Raw genomic sequence first — 21409 nt, forward strand, 5'->3', positions numbered from 1 at the left:
ATTTTCGGAGTCCGAGATTATTCGACGAATAATCTCGGACCGGACCAAAAAGGGGCGCCCTGCCGGGCGCCCCTTGTTCTTTCAGCTGGCCGCCTTGGCCATGCGTTTGCGTTCATGCGGGTCGAGATAGCGTTTGCGCAGGCGGATGGTGGTCGGGGTCACCTCGACCAGTTCGTCATCGTCGATATAGGCAATCGCCTCTTCAAGGCTGAACTGGATATGCGGGGTCAGCCGCACCGCGTCATCGGTGCCCGAGGCACGCACGTTGGTCAGTTTCTTGCCCTTGAGCGGGTTCACTTCCAGGTCATTGTCGCGGCTGTGTTCACCGATGATCATGCCCTCGTAGACATCGGTCTGCGGGCCGATGAACATGCGGCCACGCTCTTCGAGGTTCCACAGCGCATAGGCCACCGACTGGCCGTTTTCCATCGAGATCAGCACGCCCGCGCGCCGGCCCGGGATGGCGCCCTTGTGTGGGGTCCAGCCGTGGAACACCCGGTTCAGCACGCCGGTACCGCGCGTATCGGTCAGGAACTCGCCGTGATAGCCAATGAGCCCGCGCGAGGGCACATGCGCGATGATCCGCGTCTTGCCGGCGCCGGCGGGTTTCATCTCGACCAGCTCACCCTTGCGGGGGCCGGTCACCTTTTCGATCACCGCGCCGGTATATTCGTCATCCACGTCGATGGTGACTTCCTCGACCGGTTCCATGCGCTGGCCGTCTTCCTCGCGGAACAGGACCTGCGGGCGCGAGATGCTGAGCTCGAACCCTTCGCGGCGCATGTTCTCGATCAGGACGCCCATCTGCAATTCGCCCCGGCCCGCGACCTCGAAGGCCTCGCCGCCGGGCGTGTCGGTGACGCGGATGGCGACGTTCGATTCCGCCTCTTTCATCAGGCGGTCGCGGATCACCCGGCTTTGCACCTTCTTGCCGTCGCGGCCCGCAAGCGGGCTGTCATTGATGCCGAAGGTCACGCTGATGGTCGGCGGGTCGATCGGCTGGGCGGGCAGGGCTTCGGTCACCTGAGGATTGACCAGGCTGTCGGCCACGGTGGCCTTGCTCATGCCGGCGATGGTGACGATATCGCCCGCTTCGGCCACGTCGATGGGCTGTTGGCCCAGGCCGCGAAAGGCCAGGATCTTCGAGGCGCGGAAGCTTTCGATCTGGGTGCCGTCGCGGCTGAGCGCTTTCAGACTCTCGCCCGCCTTGAGCGTGCCGCTTTCCACCCGGCCGGTCAGGATGCGGCCGATGAACGGATCGCTGCCCAGCGTGGTGGCCAGCATGCGGAACGGCTCGTCCTTGCGGGCGATCTGCGCCGGGGCGGGCACATGGCGCACCACCAGTTCGAAGAGAGCGGTCAGATCCTTGCGCGGTCCGTCCAGATCGGTGTCGGCCCAGCCCGAACGCCCCGAGGCATAAAGATGCGGAAAATCGAGCTGTTCGTCATTGGCGCCCAGATTGGCGAACAGGTCGAAACATTCGTCCAGCGCCCGGTCGGGTTCGGCATCGGGCTTGTCGACCTTGTTCAGCACCACGATGGGGCGCAGGCCCAGCGCCAGCGCCTTGGAGGTCACGAACTTGGTCTGCGGCATCGGGCCTTCGGCCGCATCGACCAGCAGCACAACGCCATCGACCATGCTCAGGATGCGCTCGACCTCGCCGCCGAAATCGGCGTGGCCGGGGGTGTCGACGATATTGATACGGGTGCCCTGCCACTCGACCGAGGTCGCCTTGGCCAGGATGGTGATCCCGCGTTCGCGCTCCAGGTCGTTGCTGTCCATGGCGCGTTCGGCCACGGCCTGGTTTTCGCGAAAGGCACCGGATTGTTTCAGCAGTTCATCCACCAGCGTCGTCTTGCCGTGGTCCACGTGAGCGATGATCGCAATGTTGCGCAGGTCCATGAGGTCCGCCTTTGTAAGGGAGTTGGCCCGGCGCATAGCCCGAGATCCGGCCAAAGGCCAGAGGAAATGCATCTTTTACGCCGATATACGCCGCGGCGCGGCATCAATGCGGCGAGGCGCCCGAGAACAGATGGATGACAAGGATGCCGGCCATGATCATCGAAATCCCCAGAATGGCAGGCAGATCCAGTCGTTGGCCGAACACGACCAGCCCGATGACGGCGATGAACACGATGCCCAGCCCCGACCAGATCGCGTAGACGATGCCAACCGGCATGACGCGCAGCGTGAGCGACAATAGGAAAAAAGCGATACCATAGCCGCCCACCACGATCAGCGAGGGCACCAGCCGGGTGAACTGCTGGCTGGCCTGCAGCGCGGTGGTCCCCACGGTCTCGGCCGCGACGGCAAGGATCAGATAGATATAGTGCAGAGGCATGGCCGGTCTCCGGTCAGGTGAATCGGTCGAAACCGGGTGTCGGACCCGGACTAGCGCAAATTCCGGATTCGGGACAGGGGGCCGAAAACGGCTAAAATTCGCACAGGTACCTGTTCGGCGATTCACTCGACGGAAAGGCTCGTTCACGATAATGAGAGCGATCAGACGGGGCCGCTGCCCCGGACCTGTGGGGCGCGGGAGCAGTCGCCCCAGCCGGAGAGCGAACCATGTGCCGTTGGGCCGCCTATCATGGAACCCCGATCTTTCTCGAAGATGTCATTTCCCGTCCGGGGCATTCGCTGATCGCGCAAAGCGCCCATGCCGAGGAATGCAAGACCGCCACCAATGGCGACGGGTTCGGCGTGGCCTGGTATGACGCCCGGCCCGAACCGGGGCTGTATCGCGATGTCTATCCGGCCTGGTCCGACCCGAACCTGCGGGCGGTGGCCCATCACGTGCGCTCGGGGCTCTTTCTCAGCCATGTGCGCGCTTCGACCGGGTCGTGTATCAGCCGCAACAACTGCCATCCTTTCGCGGCGCGGCGCTGGTGTTTCATGCATAACGGCCAGGTCGGTGGGTTCGAGGCGTTCCGCAAGCAGGCAGACATGGCGATTGCCGACGAGTTCTATACCTATCGCAAGGGCAGCACCGATTCCGAGGTACTGTTCCTGTTAGCCCTGAGCGAAGGGTTGGAAAGTGACCCCCATGGCGCGTTGGCGCGGGCAGTGGCACGGCTCGAAGCGCTGAGCCGTGCCCATGGCTCAACGCCGCACATGCGTCTATCTGCGGCCTTCAGCGACGGGCAGACCCTTTATGCCGCGCGCTATTCCTCGGACCATATCGCGCCTTCGGTCTACTACCGCTACAGCCACGCGCGCCAGGGGTGGGCGGTGGTGTCCGAGCCGCTGGAAACCGATGAAGGGGACTGGAGCGAGCTGCGTCCGGGCCGGATGCTGACCATCGGGGCCGAGGGCGCGCAGGAGCGTGACTTTGCACCCGAGGATTTCGGGTGCGCAGCGTAAGGTGTTGAATACCTTACTGGCGCGTCGGGGTAGGGCGGGTTAGCCTGACCTTATTCTAATTCCGCATTTATAGTTAGGTTCACTATGATTACGCCATTTGCCAAAGCGATTGTTGTTGTTGCATTACTCGTTGCTGGGGTTGGCTTCGGCCTTGCTCCGCGGTCAGAAGCACCTGTTCCCGCCGCCGAATTGGACCATCCACAGCCCGCTCGCGGTGTCTGATCCGCTTAGAGCCGCAGGCCCAGACGGGTGAAGCAATCGCTCAGCTGGGGATGCAGCCAATCCCACAGGCCCGGGGCGCCCCGGCTGACCGGAGTGCCGACCCGCGCCACCAACTGTGGCAGGCTGACATCATAGGTGATCCACGATCCACCGCCGTTTTCCAGATTGGCGATCGGGGTCTGCACCCGGTCCACCGCCTTGCCGAACAGCGCATCGGCGCTTTGGGCAGTCTCGAATTCCTGCCAGATCGCGCACAGAGCGGCGCCTTGCTCCACGGGCAGAAGGCCGAACAGGCGTTCGGCGGCGGCAGCCTCCAGCGCCTCTTGCGCGGCATGGTCCACATTGCCGTGGATCGGGTTGTCGCCGGCGTCGATTTCGACCAGATCGTGGAGCAGCAGCATGCGCAGAACCCGGTCCGTGTCGATCGGATGGGCCGCGTATTCCCCCAGCACCCAAGCATAAAGCATGATGTGCCAGCTGTGTTCGGCCGAGTTCTCAAACCGGCTGTCATCGATCAGGCGCGAGGCGCGCAGCACGGTCTTGAGCTGGTCCGCCTCGGCCAGAAACGCCAGCCGGTCGGCAAAACCACCCGCAGCGGGCGCGCGCCCGTCAAGCAGCGCCTGCGCGTGCGCATGCGCCTCGGGGAAAACCTCGGCCAGATAGGCGGCACGCCCGCTGCTCAGATTCTCGCGCACCACCTCGACATGGTCGGGGCGCGGCGTGTCGGCGCAGAGCACCTGGAACATCGGCTGGCAGCGGTCCAGCATCTTGGCATAGCGGGCGTCGGGGCTTTCATCGGCCTCGAACTCGGTCCAGAGCGCGTGGAAATCCGCCGCCTGATCGGGGGGCAGCAGGCCAAACAGCTTGCGCGCCGCTGCCCGCTCGGCCCGTTCCACCGCCTGCCAGTCGGTCACCTCGTGAATCGGGTGGTCGCCAGTCTCGATCTCGACCAGATCGTGCAGCAGGAGCATGCGAATGGCGCGGTCGACATCCACATCCGGTGCCGCAAAAGGCGCCAGCACCAGCGCCCAAAGCGCCAGATGCCAGCTGTGTTCGGCGGAATTTTCGGGACGCGACAAATCAAGCAGCACATTGGCCCGCTCGACCGTTTTCAGCCTGTCAGCCTGCTTCAGAAAGGCAAACTGGGCGTCAAGCCGTGCGGTCATGCGCTGTCCTGTGCCTTGGCCTTCAACTCGGCCACGCGTCGCATCAGAACCCGGCGCGCGCCACGTTCGGCCAGCCGCACGCGGACCTCGGTCAGGAACGCCTCTTCCAGCGATTGCGAAGAGGCTGCCAGTTGCGTGCCGATCTCCATATAAAGCCGCTCGTCGCCGGTCGCGTCCATCGCCTTGAGCGTGTCCTCGGCCAGTTTGGCGGCCAGCGTCTCGATCGTGCCTGCCATCAGCGCGAGGTCTCGGTCAGGCGACGCTTCACATAATCGGTCACGCTGGTGATCATCGTGTCCATGTGCTGGTTCTGAAAGAAGTGATCGGCGCCCTCGACCTCGGTATGGGTGATGGTGATGCCTTTCTGCTCGTGCAGTTTGTTGACCAGCGAGCGGGTATCTGCTGGCGGTGCAACCCGGTCCGAGGTGCCATTGATGATCAGGCCCGAGGACGGGCAGGGCGCCAGGAACGAGAAATCATACATGTTGGCCGGCGGGGCCACGCTGATGAACCCGGTGATCTCGGGGCGGCGCATCAACAGCTGCATGCCGATCCACGCGCCAAAGGAAAAGCCCGCGACCCAGCAATGTTTCGAGTTGTTGTTCATCGACTGGAGATAGTCGAGCGCCGATGCCGCATCGCTCAACTCGCCGATACCCTGATCATATTCGCCCTGGCTGCGCCCGACTCCGCGGAAATTGAACCGCAGCACGGTGAAACCCAGATTGTAAAAGGCATAATGCAGGTTATAGACGACCTTGTTGTTCATGGTGCCGCCGAATTGCGGATGCGGGTGCAGCACGATGGCAATGGGTGCGTCTTTTTCCTTTTGCGGGTGGTAGCGGCCTTCCAGGCGGCCTTCGGGTCCGGGAAAAATCACCTCGGGCATATGTGCTTTCGTCCTGTCTCGCGGTCTGAGATGCCGGGCTAAACTTGACGAATTCCCTCGGGCATCTTAGAATGGTTCTAAGTAACGTGCCGCTTGCCGGCAACGCTGTCAGTGGGAGATACGCACTGAGGGCGATAAGGTCAATGATTTCGCGCATCTGGGCGCGGTTGAGGAGGGCAGGAGCGTGAAGCTATCGACAAAGGGGCGCTATGCGATGGTCGCGCTGACCGATATTGCCCTGCAACCGGCGGACAAGCTGGTCACGCTGGGTGACATTTCCGAGCGTCAGGATATCTCGCTGCCTTATCTGGAACAGCTGTTCGTCAAGCTGCGGCGGGCGGATCTGGTCGCCTCGGTGCGCGGTCCGGGTGGGGGCTATCGTCTGGCTCGGCCGGCCTCGGATATCCGAGTGGTCGATATTCTGGCCGCCGTGGACGAGACGGTGAACGCGATGCACAAGGGGGCGGGCGCCTCGGGTGCGTCGTCTGGCAGTCGCGCGCAATCGCTGACCAACCGGCTGTGGGAGGGGCTGAGCGCGCATGTCTATGTGTTCCTGCACCAGACCCGGCTGTCGGATGTGGTCAAGAACGATCTGGCGCCGTGCCCGGCGGTGCCCAATCTGTTTTCAGTCGTTGACGACTAGCCCTGTCTGGACCCCTGATTGCCATTTTTGCCGGGTCCGTCTATCTGGACCCAACCGCCAAGAAATGATGAATCTCTGATGCGCGTTTACCTCGATCACAATGCCACCACACCGCTGCGGCCCGAGGCGCGGGCGGCGATGATCGCGGCGATGGATGTTTGCGGCAACCCGTCCTCGGTCCATGCCGAAGGGCGCGCGGCCAAGGCGGTGGTGGAAAAGGCGCGTGCGCAGGTCGCCGCCGCCTTTGGCGCCGAGGGGGCAGACATCGTCTTTACCTCCAGCGCGACAGAGGCCGCGGCACTGGCGCTCAAGGATCGTGGGCTGCACGGATGCGCGCTTGAGCATGATGCGGTAAGGGCATGGATCAAAGAGGATTTGCCCGTGGCCGCCGATGGGCTGGTCGCGGTTTCGGATCCGGCGCGATCGACATTGCAACTAGCCAATTCCGAGACCGGTCTCCTTCAGGACCTGCCGCAGGGGCTGGCGGTGACCGATGCGACGCAGGGGTTTGGTAAACTGCCGGTCGCCTTCAATTGGCTTGGGGCCGAAATGGCGCTGATCTCGGCCCACAAGCTGGGCGGCCCCAAGGGCATCGGCGCGCTGGTGATGAAACGCGGCACCGATCTTGCGGCGCAGATCAAGGGTGGCGGGCAGGAAATGGGGCGTCGCTCGGGCACTGAAAACGTGATCGGCATCGCCGGTTTCGGCGCCGCTGCCGAGGCCGCCGCGCGCGATCTTGCGGACGGGGTCTGGAGCCGTGTCGAGAAACTTAGAAATATTCTAGAAAATGCTCTTGAGGCCGGAGCTAAATCTACTATTTTTGTCGGGAAAGGTCGGCCCCGCCTGCCCAACACCCTGTGCCTGGCCACGCCGGGCTGGAAGGGCGAGACGCAGGTGATGCAGATGGACCTGGCCGGATTTGCCATCAGCGCCGGCAGCGCCTGTTCCAGCGGCAAGGTCCGCTCCAGCGCTGTGCTTCAGGCGATGGGGTTTGACGAGGCAACGGCGACAAGCGCGATCCGCGTGTCACTGGGGCCCGAGACGACCGAAACGGATGTGCTGCGCTTTGCCGAAGCGTGGCTGGACAAAGAAAAGAAACACCGCGCGCGCGCCGCGTGACACAGAACAAACAGCGCGCTCAGCGCGAAGGAGGGCTCTCATGGCCGCATTGGACCAGACCCAGGTAAAAGAAGGCGTCGATCAGGAGACGGTGGATGCCGTCCGCGAGGCGGGCACCTATAAATACGGCTGGGAAACCGAGATCGAGATGGAATATGCCCCCAAGGGCGTGAACCCCGATATCGTGCGGCTGATCTCGGGCAAGAACGAAGAGCCCGAATGGATGACCGAATGGCGGCTGGCCGCGTTCGAACGCTGGACCGGCATGAGCGAACCGAAATGGGCGATGGTCAACTATCCCGAAATCGACTTTCAGGATCAGTACTACTATGCTCGCCCCAAGAGCATGACCGAAAAGCCCAAATCGCTGGACGAGGTCGACCCCAAGCTGCTCGCCACCTATGAAAAGCTGGGCATTCCGCTCAAGGAACAGATGATCCTGGCCGGTGTCGAAGGCGCCGAGAACGCCCCCGCCGAGGGTCGCAAGGTCGCCGTGGACGCGGTGTTTGATTCCGTGTCCGTGGGCACCACATTCCAGGCCGAACTGAAAAAGGCGGGCGTGATCTTCTGCTCGATCTCCGAGGCGATCCGCGAACATCCCGAACTGGTGAAGAAATACCTGGGCACCGTGGTGCCGGTCAGCGACAATTTCTATGCCACGCTGAACTCTGCAGTGTTCTCGGACGGCTCCTTTGTCTATGTGCCGCCCGGTGTGCGCTGCCCGATGGAGCTGTCGACCTATTTCCGCATCAACGCGGAAAACACCGGCCAGTTCGAACGCACCCTGATCATCGCCGACAAGGGCAGCTATGTGTCCTATCTCGAAGGCTGCACCGCCCCCCAGCGCGACACCGCTCAGCTGCATGCCGCGGTGGTCGAGATCATCGTCGAGGAAGACGCCGAGGTGAAATACTCGACCGTCCAGAACTGGTATCCGGGCGACGAGAACGGCAAGGGCGGCATCTACAACTTCGTCACCAAACGCGCCGATTGTCGGGGCGACCGGTCCAAGGTGATGTGGACCCAGGTGGAAACCGGCTCGGCCGTGACCTGGAAATACCCCTCCTGCATCCTGCGCGGCGATGACAGTCAGGGCGAGTTCTATTCCATCGCCATCGCCAACAACATGCAGCAGGCCGATACCGGCACCAAGATGATCCATCTGGGCAAGAACACCAAATCGCGCATCGTCTCCAAGGGGATCAGCGCGGGCAAGGCGCAGAATACTTATCGCGGCCTCGTCTCGATGCATCCCAAGGCCAAGAACAGCCGCAACTATACCCAGTGCGACAGCCTGCTGATCGGCGACAAATGCGGGGCGCATACGGTGCCCTATATCGAGGTCAAGAACAACTCGTCGCGCTGCGAGCACGAGGCGACCACGTCCAAGGTGGACGAGGATCAGCTGTTCTATTGCCGCTCGCGCGGGATGGACGAGGAAGAGGCCGTAGCGCTGGTGGTGAACGGGTTCTGCAAGGACGTGTTGCAGGCGCTGCCGATGGAGTTTGCCATGGAGGCACAGCAACTGGTGGCGATCAGCCTCGAAGGCTCGGTGGGCTAAGGCCCCTTCGGGGCCGTTGCGGCAGGGATCAGGCCAGTGGACGACCAGACCGGCGAACAGATGCGGCCAGAGCTGACCATGCCCCCGGCAGAGGCAGAGGCGCTGCGCACGGCCTATGAAGAGGCGCGGGTGATCCTGGAATACGGGTCCGGCGGCTCGACCGTGCTGGCGTCGGAACTGCCGGGCAAGCATGTCACCTCGATCGAAAGCGACCGGACCTGGGCACGGATGATGAAGGCCTGGCTGGCCGCCAACCCGCCCGCCGAGGGGACCGAGGTCAATATCGTCTGGACCGATATCGGCCCGACCGGCGATTGGGGGCATCCTGTTTCGGACAGCAAATGGCGCAGCTATCCCGACTATCCGCTGGCGGTCTGGCGGGCCGAGGGGTTCCGCCATCCCGATGTGGTGCTGGTGGATGGGCGGTTCCGGGTTGGCTGTGCGCTGGCCACCGCCTTTTCGATCACCCGTCCGGTGACGTTGCTGTTTGACGATTACAGCCAGCGACGCTGGCAACACCAGGTCGAGGAATACCTCGGCGCCCCGCTGATGATCGGACGCCTGGCTGCCTTTCAGGTCGAGCCGCAGCCGATCCCCCCCGGCGCGCTGTTGCGGGTGATCCGCACCATGACCAGCCCGTGAATTGAACCCGCAACAAGGACCCGACCCATGATCGTGACCACTACTCCAAGTGTCGAAGGCCACCGCATCACCGCCTACAAGGGCATCGTGGTGGGCGAGGCGATCATGGGCGCCAATGTTGTGCGCGACGTCTTCGCCTCGATCACCGATATCGTCGGTGGCCGCTCTGGCGCATATGAAAGCAAGTTGCAGGATGCCCGCGAAACCGCGCTGTCCGAGCTTGAGGGCCGCGCCGCCGCGCTGGGGGCCAATGCGGTCGTTGGCGTCGATCTGGATTACGAGGTGGTGGGCCAGTCGATGCTGATGGTCTCGGCCTCGGGCACCGCCGTCGTGCTGGACTGATTGTGGGAGGATCGACGTGAGTACCGAAGATATCGCACCCGCCGCGCAGCTGAGCCGCGCAGACCAGATGCTGGCGCGCCGCTATGCGTTCCTCGCCGATGCCATCGCGCCCGAACGACCGCTGCGCATCACCGATGTGGGGGCCAACCCGATCAACGTGCCCGACTATGACCGGTTGCTGACGCTCGGCGGGTGCGAGGTCTGGGGATTTGAACCCGATCAGGCCTCGTTCGATGCGCTGATGGCCGATCCGCGTCCGGGCACCCATTACCTGCAACAGGCGGTGGGGGTGACCGGTCCGGGCCGGTTCCATCCGCATCGGCTGAGCGGTCTGGGGTCGCTGTTTCCGATCCGAAAGGAATCGGTCACCTATCTGGGCAAGCCGCAGTGGCACGACTCGCGACGCGAGCCGATCGATATGGAGCTGATCGCGCTTGACGATCTCGACGACGCGGCGCTGCCGCGTCCGGATGTGCTCAAGATCGACATTCAGGGGGGCGAGCTGGACGTGATCCGCACCGGGCGCCAGAAACTGTCCGAGGCGATCTGTATCATTCCCGAGGTGCGGTTCTATCGCATCTACGAGGACGAGCCGCTGTTCGGGCCGCTGGATGTGGAGTTGCACGATCAGGGGTTTCGCTTTCACACCTTCCAGTTCACCAAGTCGCGGCAGGTGATCAACTCGCAAAGCGCGCGCTTGCCCTACAAGACCATCCGCAGCCAGATGATGGATGGCGATGCGATCTATATCCGCGACCCGGAAACGATCGGGGATTGGACGGCAGAGCAGGTCCGGCAACTGGCCGTGGTCTCTGCCTGCGTTTTCGGCAGTTTCGACCTGACCGTGTTCTGTCTGGACGAGTTGGTGCGGCGGGGCCTCGCGGCGCCCGAGGTGCCCGGGCAGTTCGTCGATACGCTGCCTGCCTGGATGCTGAAGGGGAACTAGGATGCGCGCGCTGCCCACAGATCCGATCCGCCTGTATTGGTGGAAGGGCGTGCCGAATTTCGGCGACGCCCTGTCGGCGCTGGTGGTGGCGCATGTGTCGGGCCGTGCGGTGCGCCATGCCGGGCCCAAGAATTGCGAGATGCTGGCCATCGGCTCGCTGATCCAGGTGATGCGCCGCAACTATGGCGACCCGGCACCCGACGGGCGCCGTCCGGTGATCTGGGGCGCGGGGCTGTTGCATCCGGTGGGTTCCATCGGGTTTCTTGAGAATGTCGAGGTGGCGCTGCTGCGTGGACCGCTCAGCGCCGATCTTTTGGGGCTGAGGATGCGCGCCTTTGGCGATCCCGGCCTGCTGGTGGGCGACCTGTTGGGTGAGCTGCCCGCGCGCGATGATCGGATCGCGCTGGTGCCGCATCACTCGATGCTGGCCGATCCGGCGCTGGCGACACTGCTGGACGCAGAACCGGCGCTGGAACTGATCGACGTCGCGGGTGACACGCTGGAGGTCTGCCGCCGCATCGCATCTTGTCGGCATGTGATCTCGGCCAGCCTGCACGGGCTGATCGTTGCCGATGCCTGCGGCGTGCCCTCGACCTGGCTGATGCCGGGCGGGCAGCAGCATCTGAAATATTACGACTATGCCGCCTCGGTGGGCCGTCCGCTGGACATGCCGCTGAGGCTGGACGAGGTACCCGCGCATCTGCGTGGCCTCAAGGACGACGACGGACTGGCCTGGGCCGAGGGCATCGCCCGCGCCCGCGCCGATCTGCTGACCGCTTTCCCGGCGCATATGCGCGCCCAAACCCCTGCCTCCGCCGCTGTGGCGGAACCGAATTGAGACGAGGAAACCATGCTTGAAATCAAAAACCTGCACGTGAAACTTGAAGAAGAGGACAAGCAGATCCTCAAAGGTGTGGACCTGACCGTCGAGGCGGGCAAGGTGCATGCGATCATGGGGCCGAACGGGTCGGGCAAATCGACGCTCAGCTATGTTCTGTCGGGGCGCGACGGGTACGAGGTGACCGAGGGCGCCGCCACCCTGTCGGGCGCCGATCTGCTGGAAATGGAGCCCGAGGAACGCGCCGCCGCGGGCCTGTTCCTGGCGTTTCAATACCCGGTCGAGATCCCCGGCGTGGGCAACATGACCTTTCTGCGCACCGCGGTGAACGCCCAGCGCAAGGCACGCGGCGAAGAAGAGTTGAGCGCCGCCGACTTCCTGAAAGAAGTGCGCGCCAAGGCAAAGGCACTGAAAATCGACGCCGACATGCTGAAACGCCCGGTCAACGTGGGCTTCTCGGGCGGTGAGAAAAAGCGCAACGAGATCCTGCAAATGGCGATGCTAGAACCCAAGATGTGCATCCTGGACGAGACCGACTCGGGCCTTGACGTGGATGCGATGAAACTGGTGGCCGAGGGCGTGAACGCGCTGCGCGATGCCGGGCGCGGCTTCCTTGTGATCACCCATTACCAGCGCCTGCTGGATCACATCAAACCCGATGTCGTGCATATCATGGCCGATGGCCGCATCGTGAAATCCGGCGGCCCCGAGCTGGCGCTGGAGGTCGAGAACAACGGTTACGCCGATATCCTGGCCGAGGTGAACTGATGGGTGTGCCTGCACAGAAACAGACCGCGACCGAGGCGTTGCTGGCGACGCTGACGCTGCCCACCGCCGGCTGTACCCAGTCCGCGCGCGAGGCCGCTTTGGCGCGGCTGCGTGAAATGGGCGTGCCCGGACGGCGCGACGAGTACTGGAAATACACCCGTCCCGATACGCTGATCGCCCCCGAGGCGCCGCGCGCCGCGACATTCCACACCGACGAACCGATGATGTTCGACGCCATCGACCGGCTCAAGATCGTCTTTGTCGACGGGGTTTTCGATGCCGAGGCGTCGGATGCGCTGGAGATGGAGGGCGTGCGGATCGAGCGGATCGAGGATATCTGCTGCAAGGATATCCATTGGGCCAAGGACTTGTACGGCGTTCTTGAAGCACGTGGCCAGTCGCCGGTGCCGCGCCCGCTGGCGGCGCTGAACACCGCCTTTGCCGGTGATGGCATCGCCATTCACGTGACCGGCAAACCGTCGAAACCGATCAGCCTGATCTACCGCCATGCCTCGGAAAGCTCGGACGCGCTGCTGCATCACGTGATCCGGGTCGAAAGCGGTGCCGAGGTAACCATCCTGGAAAACGGCCCCGCCGCATCGCGCTTCAACAAATGCATGGAGATCGACATCGCTGATGGCGGCACCTTGCATCATGTGCGCGCCCAGGGCCGCGACCATGAACGCCGCGCGGTGACGCATATGTTCACCCGGCTGGGCGCGGGTTCGGTCTACAAGTCCTTTACCCTGACCGTGAACGGCGTTCTGACCCGCAATGAACAGGTGGTCGAGCTGACCGGAGACGAGGGCGTGGCCCATGTGGCAGGCGCCTGCGTGGGTGATGGTGACTTCCACCATGACGACACCGTGTTCGTGACCCATGACGCGGTGAACTGCGAAAGCCGTCAGGTGTTCAAGAAGGTACTGCGCAATGGCGCCACCGGCGTGTTCCAGGGCAAGATCCTGGTTCAGCCCGGCGCGCAGAAAACGGACGGCTATCAGATCAGCCAGTCGCTGCTGTTGGACGATGACAGCCAGTTCCTGGCCAAGCCCGAGCTGGAGATCTATGCCGATGACGTCGCCTGTTCGCATGGCTCGACCAGCGGCGCCATCGACGAAACCGCTCTGTTCTACCTGCGCTCGCGCGGCGTGCCTCAAAAAGAGGCCACCGATCTGCTGACGCTCGCCTTTCTGGCAGAGGCCGTCGAAGAGATCGAGGACGAGGCTCTGGCTGCCGATATCGTCTCGCGGCTCGAAGGCTGGCTGGCGCGGCGGGCCTGATGCCGGTCACCAGAGATATCGCGGCCAGCTATCGCGGTCCGGCGCGGGTGATGCGTCACCTGCTGGACATGGGCCAGCGCGAGGATCGCGCGCTGGCCTTTGTGATGGCGTTCTGTGTCATCGCCTTTGTCGCGCAGCTGCCGGCGCTGGCCCGGCGGGCGCATCTGGAACAGGCCGATCTGAACATGCTGATGGGCGGCGCGCTGCTCGGCAGCGTCTTTCTGCTGCCGCTGCTTTTCTATGTCATCGCGTTGCTGTCCCATTGGGTCGCGCGCATGCTGGGCGGGCAGGGCAGCGCCTATGGCGCGCGGCTGGCACTGTTCTGGTCGCTCTTGGCCTCGACCCCGCTGGTATTGCTCAACGGGCTGGTGGCGGGCTTCATCGGCCCCGGCCCGGCGTTGAGCCTGGTCGGGCTGATATGGGTTGCGGTCTTTGCCTGGTTCTGGCTAACCAATCTCAGAGAAGCTCAGAGGCCCGCCCCATGACATCTGCCGAGCTGCGGTCGCTTGCCGCCCTTACCGTGACCGATCCGGCCAATGCGGCGCGGGTGATTCTCAGCCGCGCGCCGGGACGCGAAGTGTTGTGGCTTTCGCTGGCTCTCTCGGTGGCGCTGGCGAGCCTGTTGCACGGGCTGTCCAACATGGCCTTTGGCGCAATGGCGATGCCCGGCATCCCGCAATCGGTGGTTGGCTATGGCGCTTTGATGGGCGGCGGGCTGGTCCTGACCATCGCGGCGATCCACCGGATCGGGCGGCTGCTGGGTGGAGAGGGCTCTTTCTGGGACGTGATGGCGGTGATGGTCTGGATCCAGCTGGTGCTGGTGGTGGTGCAGGCCGCCACCCTGCTCTTGGCGCTGACCGTACCGCTGTTGTCGGCTTTGCTGGCGCTGGCTGCCAATCTGGTGGCGCTGTATGTCACCCTGCATTTCATCGATCAGGCCCATCGCCTGAATTCCCTCATGCGTGCGGCGGCGGTGTTGATCCTGTCGGTACTGGCCATCGCCGTTGGCGTACTTGTCCTGTTGTCCTTCGTCGGAGGGCCAATCCCCGGAGCGACCCCCTATGTATGACGTCGACCGCATCCGCGCCGATTTTCCGATCCTGTCCCGTCAGGTGAACGGCAAACCGCTGACCTATCTCGACAATGGCGCCTCGGCCCAGAAACCGCAGGCGGTGATCGACGCGGTGACCCGCGGCTATGCCGAGGAATATGCCAATGTGCATCGCGGGTTGCATTTCCTGTCCAATCTCGCGACCGAGAAATACGAGGCGGTGCGCGGCATCGTGGCGCGGTTCCTGAACGCGGGCTCCGAGGACGAGATCGTGCTGAACTCGGGCACCACCGAGGGGATCAACATGGTCGCCTATGGCTGGGCCATGCCGCTTATGCAGGCAGGCGACGAAATCGTGCTGTCGACCATGGAACATCACGCCAATATCGTGCCCTGGCATTTCCTGCGCGAACGCCAGGGCGTGGTGCTGAAATGGGTCGACCCCGAACCCGACGGGTCGCTGGATCCTCAGGCGGTGCTGGACGCGATCGGCCCCCGGACGAAACTGGTGGCGATCACCCAGTGTTCCAACGTGTTGGGCACCGTTGTCGATGTGAAATCCATCTGCGCGGGCGCCCGGGCCAAGGGCGTGCCGGTTCTGGTCGACGGCTCGCAAGGCGCGGTGCATATGCCGGTCGACGTGCGGGATCTGGGCTGCGATTTCTACGCCATCACCGGGCACAAGCTTTATGGTCCCTCCGGCTCGGGCGCGATCTATGCCCGGGCCGAGCGGCTGGCCGAGATGCGCCCGTTCATGGGCGGTGGCGACATGATCAAGGAGGTCACCAAGGACACGGTGATCTATAACGATCCACCGATGAAGTTCGAGGCCGGTACGCCGGGCATCGTACAGACCATCGGCATGGGTGTGGCGCTGGATTACATGATGGCGTTGGGGATGGAGAACATCGCCGCCCACGAGGCCGGGTTGCGCGACTATGCGGCCAGCCGTTTCGCCGGGCTGAACTGGCTGAACGTGCAGGGCCATGCGCCGGGCAAGGCGGCGATCTTTTCCTTCACGCTTGAGGGTGCGGCGCATGCCCATGACATTTCGACCATCCTCGACAAGAAGGGCGTCGCGGTGCGCGCGGGCCATCATTGCGCGGGTCCGCTGATGGAACATCTGGGCGTGACCGCGACCTGCCGGGCGAGCTTTGGCCTCTACAATACCCGTGCCGAGGTGGACACGCTGATCGAGGCGCTGGAACTGGCCCATGAGCTGTTTGCCTGATCGCTGATCGGCAAGGGCGTCGGGGGGCTCTGCCCCCCGCTGACAAAATTCGGCGAATTTTGTCACCTCCCCCCGGAGTATTTCTGGCGGAATGAAGGGGCTTAGTCGGGCCGGCCGATCAGCCGGTCGATGGGCGCGAAGTCGTCAGTCAGCAGCGTGCCCATGGCGGCCAGTTGCGCGACCCAGTCCGGGGCGAGCGCGCCATATTCGGTGGGCTCGGGCGCACGGGTGACGAAACGCGAATGCGGGGTGGGGCTGTTGCCCGCGACCAGGACAAAGACCGCGCGTTCGCCCGGTGGAGGCGGGGTGGTGCTGGTCCAGACCTCGACCATGGGAAAGACGGCGCCCAGCGTGTGCACCAGCGCGGCCAGTGCCTGCAAGCGATCCTGATAGTCGATCACGTTCATCAGATAGGTGCCTTCGGGGGTCAGCCTGTCGCGCGCCAGTTCGAAGAATTCACGCGTCACCAGATGGGCGGGCACCGCCACATCAGTAAAGGCATCGCCCAGGATCACGTCATAGCGCCGCTCGGGCCGGGTCAGCAGCGCTCGGCGGGCATCCTCGTGCAGGATCTCGGCACTGGCGGGATCGAACCAGAATTGCGCAGCGGCAATGCGGGTCACCTCGGGGTCGATCTCGGCCACCACGCGCGGGCCGGTGTCGCGCAGCGCAAAGGCGCGCGGGATCGAGTAGGATCCACCGCCGATGAAGAAGGACGAGAAATCGGGGCGCGGCGCGCGGATGCGGGCCAGCGCGTCCAACATGGCGGCATGGTCGGTATACATGGTCAGCGGCATATCGCGGGCACTGATCCCGTGGCCCAGATGGTCGATTACCATCAGCCGTTCGGGCGCCTCGGGCGTGCCCAGCTCGATCACGCGAATACAGTAATAGCGGCTTTCGCGGGTGCAGGGATCGGGTGCGGCCAGCGCCGCGACAGCCAGCGACAAAACCAGCCCAAGAGCGACGAGAGGCGCCAGCCAGCGCCCGCCACCGAGGCGGAAACAGAGCAGCGCCGACAGCGCATAAACCGCCGTCACCGCCATCAGCGTGAGCGATGAACCCAGCCAGGAAATGAAAACGAACCCCGCCAGCAAGGTTCCGGCTATGGCGCCGATGGCCCCGGCGGCAAACATCGCCCCCAGGGCGCGGCCCGCGCCCGTGCCGCGTTGCACCGACAACGCGGCCAATACCGGTGCGGGCACCCCGGCAAAGCAGGAGGGCAGAAAGAACACCGCCAATGTCAGCAGCGCGATCCCCCAGACAGGATGCGCGACCAGTTCCAGCACCGGTTCCGAAAGACTGCGCAAAAGAAGCGCCGCAGCGGCGGTGGTGAGGGCGGCCGCGACAAGTGTCCAACCAGTCAGCCTTAGCGCGCGTGCTGCGGGACGCTCGGCCAGGACACCGCCGATCCAGTGCCCCAAAGAAAACCCTGCCAGCACCACCGCGATGACCGAAGTCCAAGTATAAAGTGACATGCCCACATAGGGCGCCAACATGCGACCGGCCACGATCTCGACCACCAGCGAGGCGGCGGAGACGGTGACCTGAAGCAGGATCAGCAACATCAAAGATGGGGTACGAGCCATGCCGCGCATTTGGCGAAGCTGTTGTGACGAAGGCAAGAAAAATCCGCAGATTGACGATTGCAGAGGCCGCGGCGATACCGTATAGCCCGGGTCACAGGCACCCGTAGCTCAGCTGGATAGAGCGCTGCCCTCCGAAGGCAGAGGCCAGAGGTTCGAATCCTCTCGGGTGCGCCATATCAAACCCTTTTGTTGATCCCTGACCCAACGCCTTGAACCGCAAGGCGGTAGGGCGGATTGGAACAGGTTCCCCCCGGCGTCAGTGTGTTTCGATCCACGAAGCCAGCTTAGCCCGGTGAACACGCATTCGGGCATAGCCGAGTTCTATCGCATTTGCTCTGGCGAGTTCTGTCAGCCCGCGACGGACCGAGGCGATGGACAGGCCAAGCATCTCGGCCAGGTCGTTCTGGGACATGTCCAGCCATCCGCCGGGAACACAGTTCATGCGGTCAAGCTGGAGCAGGCGAAAGGCGATCTTGTGATCGGCATCTGAAGCGACCAGACCAATCAGCGCCTCGATCGCGATGTTCATGTTGCGCCGGGTCAGCCGGTAGAAATCGCGATAATGGGCTGGGGTCCGTGTAACGATGTCGAGAACCACCGGGGCCGGAACGAACAGCACTTCAGATGCGACTCGTGCCTCCATCACGGCAAGCTGGTTTTGCTCCGACAGGATCGAGATATCGCCGATCCAGTGCCCGCGGGAAAGGGAATGAAAGGTGACAAGTTCACCATCCGCGCGCGGAGTCTTGATGTCAAAGGTCCCCTGATAGACACCGAACATGCCGGCCTGCGGCGCCTCGACATCGCCCGTGGCCCGTTCCCCCGGCGCGTATTTGCGCCACTGCCCCCTTGCAACCAGTGCCTCGCGCAGGCTCTCGGGACACGCGGCGAACCACCCGCTGTCTCCAAAGAGAGCCGGATCGACAGGCATGATGCGCACTCCTTGACGTCTTCCGTTACCCTCAGAAAATAAGAGAGAATTTTCACAAAACAATCAAATGATACTTTTGCCCACTCGTTTCTTGATACCATTTTGAGACATCCGGTCAGTTCAAAAAGGAGAAGGTTCGTGGCTGCCACATTGAGAATGAGGCAACGCGCGGTGCAGGCCGCTGTTGCACTAACGTTGGCGATCGCGCCAAGTTTCGCGATCGCGCAGGATCAGAAACCAAATTTCCTGATCATCTGGGGCGATGACGTGGGCTGGATGAACACGTCGGCCTATAACCGGGGCATGATGGGATACCGGACGCCGAATATCGACCGGATCGCCTCCGAGGGCGCGCTGTTCACCGACTGGTACGGCCAGCAGAGCTGTACCGCCGGGCGCGCGGCCTTCATCACCGGGCAAAGCCCGCTGCGGACCGGTCTGCTCAAGGTCGGGCTGCCAGGCGCCAAGGAAGGTCTGTCCGAGAAGGACCCGACCATCGCGGGCCTGCTCAAGAATCACGGCTACATGACCGCCCAATACGGCAAGAACCACCTGGGCGACCTGGACGAGCACCTGCCGACCAATCACGGTTTTGACGAGTTCTTTGGCAATCTCTATCACCTGAATGCCGAGGAAGAGCCAGAGCATCCCGACTATCCGAAGATCCCCGGTTTCCGCGAGAATTTCGGCCCGCGCGGCGTCATTCGCGCAACCTCGGATGGCCAGATCGAGGATACCGGCCCGCTCACCAAGAAGCGGATGGAGACGGTGGACGAAGAGGTGACTGCCTCGGCCATCGACTTCATGGAACGCGCGGTGGCCGCCGACAAGCCGTTCTTCCTGTGGTACAACACCACCCGGATGCACGTGAACACCCACCTGAAGCCGGAATCCGATGGTGTCACCGGGCTGGGTATCTATGCCGATGGCATGGTCGAGCATGACGGTCACGTGGGCCAGGTTCTCGACAAGGTCGAAGAGCTGGGCATCGCCGACAACACGGTGATCATGTATTCCTCGGATAACGGGGCCGAGGTGTTCAGCTGGCCGGATGGCGGCACCACCCCCTTCCGCAACGAGAAGAACTCGAACTGGGAAGGCGGTTATCGTGTGCCGACCCTGATCAAGTGGCCCGGCGTCATCGAACCGGGCACCGTCTATAACGACATCTTCTCGCACGAGGACATGCTGCCCACCATCCTCGCGGCCGTGGGCGAGACCGACGTCAAGGACAAGCTCCTGACCGGTCATTCGGCGATCGGGCGCGAGTACAAGGTGCATCTCGACGGCTACAACCTGCTGCCCTATTTCTCGGGCGAGGTCGAGGAGGGCCCGCGCAAGGAGTTCTTCTACTGGACCGATGACGGCGATCTGGCCAACCTGCGCTATGGCCGCTGGAAGATGGTGTTCCTGGAGCAGCGCGGCCACGGCTTCGAGGTCTGGCAGGAACCGTTCTTTGAACTGCGTCTGCCCAAGCTGTTCGATCTGCTGGGCGACCCGTTCGAGCGGGCGGATCACGAATCGGCCAATTACGACATGTGGCGGTTCGACCGGGCGTTCATGGTGCTGCCGGCAGTGGCTTATGTGACCCAGCATCTGGAAACCTACAAGGACTACCCGCCGCGCCAGTCGCCGGGCAGCTTCAACCTGGGTGCCGCGCTGGAGAAACTGACCTCGAACACCAGTTCGAACTGATCTGATGCCATCGGGGCCGGCGGGTGTATTCCCGCCGGTCTTGTCTTGCCGAGGCGGGCAGGCGGGCCGCCACCCGGTTCGGCCCCCACCAAGGGGACGGCAGAGAAACCCGAGAAAGACGGAGGCGCATATGGGCAGCACGCCGCGCGACGAGATCGACACCCTGATTGCGCGCATGGGCGATGCCATCATCGGCCAGCAGGACGTGATCCGGATGCTGGTGATCGGGCTTCTGGCCAATGGCAACCTGCTGGTCGAAGGCCTGCCGGGGCTGGCCAAGACACGCGCGATCAAGGCGCTGGCCAAGAACCTCGAGACCGATTTCAGCCGCATCCAGTTCACGCCCGACCTGTTGCCCTCGGACGTGACCGGGACCGAGGTGTATTACCAGACAGACAAGGGGTCGGAGTTCCGCTTCGAGCCGGGACCGATCTTTGCCAATATCGTGTTGGCCGACGAGATCAACCGCGCCCCGGCCAAGGTGCAAGCCGCGCTGCTGGAAGCAATGGAAGAGCGGCAGGTGACCGTTTCCGGCACCACGCACAAGATGCCGCCGCTGTTCATGGTGATGGCGACCCAGAACCCGATCGAACAAGAGGGCACCTATCCCTTGCCCGAGGCGCAGATGGACCGGTTCCTGATGCATGTGATGATCACCTATCCCCCGGTCGAGGACGAGGTGAAGGTGATCCGCCTTGTGCGTGGCGAAGAGGCCGCCGCCAATGCGCCCAAGGACAAGGTGGCAAAGGAACGTCCGCCCGCGATTTCGCAAGAGGCGGTGTTCGAGGCGCGGCGCGAGATCGTCGGCATTCACGTCTCGGACGCGATGGAACGCTACATGGCCGATCTGGTCAACGCGACACGGGTGCCGGACCGGTTCGGGCCCGATCTGGGCCGCTGGGTCGGGGTGGGCGCCAGCCCGCGCGCCTCGCTGGCGCTCGATAAATGCGGGCGCACCCATGCCTGGCTGGAAGGGCGCGATTATGTCGATCCCGCCGATATCCGCGCGGTGGCGCCCAACGTGTTTCGACACCGGCTGGGACTGACATACGAGGCGATGGGCGACGGGATCACCCCGGACCGGGTGATTTCTGAGATGATCGCGCAAGTTGCACTGACCTAGGACCGTCACG

General features: G+C 63.6%; 22 protein-coding genes and 1 tRNA gene. 16 read left to right on the plus strand and 7 right to left on the minus strand.

The window, feature by feature from the left end; translation table 11 throughout:
• Positions 1 to 81: 81 nt before the first annotated feature.
• Together typA and MB818_RS01990 are read right to left on the minus strand one after the other, a co-directional pair.
• Entirely contained in the window at positions 82 to 1902 is a 1821-nt protein-coding gene (gene typA, locus MB818_RS01985; RefSeq protein ID WP_234136671.1) for a translational GTPase TypA, read from the minus strand.
• A gap of 103 nt (positions 1903 to 2005) precedes the next feature.
• Positions 2006 to 2341, minus strand: coding sequence for a DMT family transporter (locus MB818_RS01990; protein WP_234136672.1), 336 nt, complete (start codon positions 2339 to 2341; stop codon positions 2006 to 2008).
• Between the two features lie 227 nt (positions 2342 to 2568).
• On the opposite strand from MB818_RS01990, the gene MB818_RS01995 reads away from it, so the two are divergent.
• Positions 2569 to 3363 carry a class II glutamine amidotransferase gene (locus tag MB818_RS01995; RefSeq protein ID WP_234136673.1) on the plus strand — a complete coding sequence of 265 codons (795 nt, stop codon included), beginning with the start codon at positions 2569 to 2571 and terminating at the stop codon, positions 3361 to 3363.
• A 227-nt stretch (positions 3364 to 3590) separates the two neighbouring features.
• Here MB818_RS01995 and MB818_RS02000 read toward each other — a convergent pair whose 3' ends face one another.
• From MB818_RS02000 to MB818_RS02010, 3 genes are read right to left on the minus strand one after another with little or no spacing between them, the layout of a single operon-like run.
• A complete protein-coding gene (locus MB818_RS02000; RefSeq protein ID WP_238903716.1) occupies positions 3591 to 4751 on the minus strand; it encodes an HD domain-containing protein in 1161 nt (386 codons plus the stop codon).
• Positions 4748 to 4987: a hypothetical protein gene (locus tag MB818_RS02005; RefSeq protein ID WP_234183501.1), complete on the minus strand. Its 240-nt coding sequence runs from the start codon at positions 4985 to 4987 to the stop codon at positions 4748 to 4750. The genes MB818_RS02000 and MB818_RS02005 overlap by 4 nt, the downstream gene beginning before the upstream one ends.
• A complete protein-coding gene (locus MB818_RS02010) occupies positions 4987 to 5640 on the minus strand; it encodes an alpha/beta hydrolase (protein ID WP_011047753.1) in 654 nt (217 codons plus the stop codon). Before MB818_RS02010 ends, MB818_RS02005 begins: the two co-directional genes overlap by 1 nt.
• A 184-nt stretch (positions 5641 to 5824) precedes the next feature.
• Between MB818_RS02010 and iscR the strand changes: the two genes are divergently transcribed.
• The 12 genes from iscR to MB818_RS02070 all read left to right on the plus strand — a co-directional run bounded on the left by iscR (position 5825) and on the right by MB818_RS02070 (position 16061).
• A complete protein-coding gene (gene iscR, locus MB818_RS02015) occupies positions 5825 to 6283 on the plus strand; it encodes a Fe-S cluster assembly transcriptional regulator IscR (protein ID WP_234136676.1) in 459 nt (152 codons plus the stop codon).
• Positions 6284 to 6358: 75 nt separating this feature from the next.
• On the plus strand, positions 6359 to 7402 hold the full coding sequence (locus MB818_RS02020) for a cysteine desulfurase family protein (protein WP_238904007.1): 1044 nt from the start codon (positions 6359 to 6361) through the stop codon (positions 7400 to 7402).
• Positions 7403 to 7442: 40 nt separating this feature from the next.
• Complete coding sequence (gene sufB / locus MB818_RS02025; RefSeq protein ID WP_234145611.1) at positions 7443 to 8963, plus strand: Fe-S cluster assembly protein SufB; 1521 nt, start codon at positions 7443 to 7445, stop codon at positions 8961 to 8963.
• Between the two features lie 36 nt (positions 8964 to 8999).
• Positions 9000 to 9605 carry a hypothetical protein gene (locus MB818_RS02030; protein WP_234166614.1) on the plus strand — a complete coding sequence of 202 codons (606 nt, stop codon included), beginning with the start codon at positions 9000 to 9002 and terminating at the stop codon, positions 9603 to 9605.
• A 27-nt stretch (positions 9606 to 9632) separates the two neighbouring features.
• Entirely contained in the window at positions 9633 to 9947 is a 315-nt protein-coding gene (locus MB818_RS02035; RefSeq protein ID WP_234136679.1) for a heavy metal-binding domain-containing protein, read from the plus strand.
• Between the two features lie 16 nt (positions 9948 to 9963).
• A complete protein-coding gene (locus tag MB818_RS02040; protein ID WP_238903718.1) occupies positions 9964 to 10893 on the plus strand; it encodes an FkbM family methyltransferase in 930 nt (309 codons plus the stop codon).
• A 1-nt stretch (position 10894) separates the two neighbouring features.
• Positions 10895 to 11731: a polysaccharide pyruvyl transferase family protein gene (locus tag MB818_RS02045; RefSeq protein ID WP_238903720.1), complete on the plus strand. Its 837-nt coding sequence runs from the start codon at positions 10895 to 10897 to the stop codon at positions 11729 to 11731.
• Positions 11732 to 11743: 12 nt separating this feature from the next.
• Positions 11744 to 12499 (plus strand): Fe-S cluster assembly ATPase SufC, encoded by a 756-nt coding sequence (gene sufC, locus MB818_RS02050; protein WP_234136682.1) that lies wholly within the window; start codon positions 11744 to 11746, stop codon positions 12497 to 12499.
• The gene (gene sufD / locus MB818_RS02055) at positions 12499 to 13779 is read left to right on the plus strand and encodes a Fe-S cluster assembly protein SufD (protein WP_234183499.1); all 1281 of its coding nucleotides are present in this window, start codon (positions 12499 to 12501) and stop codon (positions 13777 to 13779) included. Before sufC ends, sufD begins: the two co-directional genes overlap by 1 nt.
• Entirely contained in the window at positions 13779 to 14264 is a 486-nt protein-coding gene (locus tag MB818_RS02060) for a YIP1 family protein (RefSeq protein ID WP_234162538.1), read from the plus strand. Before sufD ends, MB818_RS02060 begins: the two co-directional genes overlap by 1 nt.
• Positions 14261 to 14848, plus strand: a complete 588-nt coding sequence (locus MB818_RS02065; protein ID WP_234136685.1) for a YIP1 family protein — start codon at positions 14261 to 14263, stop codon at positions 14846 to 14848. Before MB818_RS02060 ends, MB818_RS02065 begins: the two co-directional genes overlap by 4 nt.
• The gene (locus MB818_RS02070; protein WP_234145616.1) at positions 14841 to 16061 is read left to right on the plus strand and encodes a cysteine desulfurase; all 1221 of its coding nucleotides are present in this window, start codon (positions 14841 to 14843) and stop codon (positions 16059 to 16061) included. Before MB818_RS02065 ends, MB818_RS02070 begins: the two co-directional genes overlap by 8 nt.
• A 101-nt stretch (positions 16062 to 16162) precedes the next feature.
• Here the strand turns inward: MB818_RS02070 and MB818_RS02075 are convergent, their stop codons facing one another.
• On the minus strand, positions 16163 to 17650 hold the full coding sequence (locus MB818_RS02075; protein WP_238903722.1) for a fused MFS/spermidine synthase: 1488 nt from the start codon (positions 17648 to 17650) through the stop codon (positions 16163 to 16165).
• 97 nt (positions 17651 to 17747) lie between these two features.
• Here MB818_RS02075 and MB818_RS02080 point away from each other — a divergent pair.
• Positions 17748 to 17824, plus strand: a tRNA-Arg gene (locus tag MB818_RS02080).
• Between the two features lie 82 nt (positions 17825 to 17906).
• Here the strand turns inward: MB818_RS02080 and MB818_RS02085 are convergent.
• Entirely contained in the window at positions 17907 to 18581 is a 675-nt protein-coding gene (locus MB818_RS02085; RefSeq protein WP_234166607.1) for a Crp/Fnr family transcriptional regulator, read from the minus strand.
• A gap of 195 nt (positions 18582 to 18776) precedes the next feature.
• On the opposite strand from MB818_RS02085, the gene MB818_RS02090 reads away from it, so the two are divergent.
• Positions 18777 to 20276 carry an arylsulfatase gene (locus MB818_RS02090; RefSeq protein WP_439653266.1) on the plus strand — a complete coding sequence of 500 codons (1500 nt, stop codon included), beginning with the start codon at positions 18777 to 18779 and terminating at the stop codon, positions 20274 to 20276.
• A 130-nt stretch (positions 20277 to 20406) separates the two neighbouring features.
• Entirely contained in the window at positions 20407 to 21399 is a 993-nt protein-coding gene (locus tag MB818_RS02095) for an AAA family ATPase (protein ID WP_238903724.1), read from the plus strand.
• Positions 21400 to 21409 lie beyond the last annotated feature (10 nt).

This window comes from Ruegeria alba (genome assembly GCF_022321465.1).
GTDB classification, from domain to species: domain Bacteria; phylum Pseudomonadota; class Alphaproteobacteria; order Rhodobacterales; family Rhodobacteraceae; genus Ruegeria_B; species Ruegeria_B alba.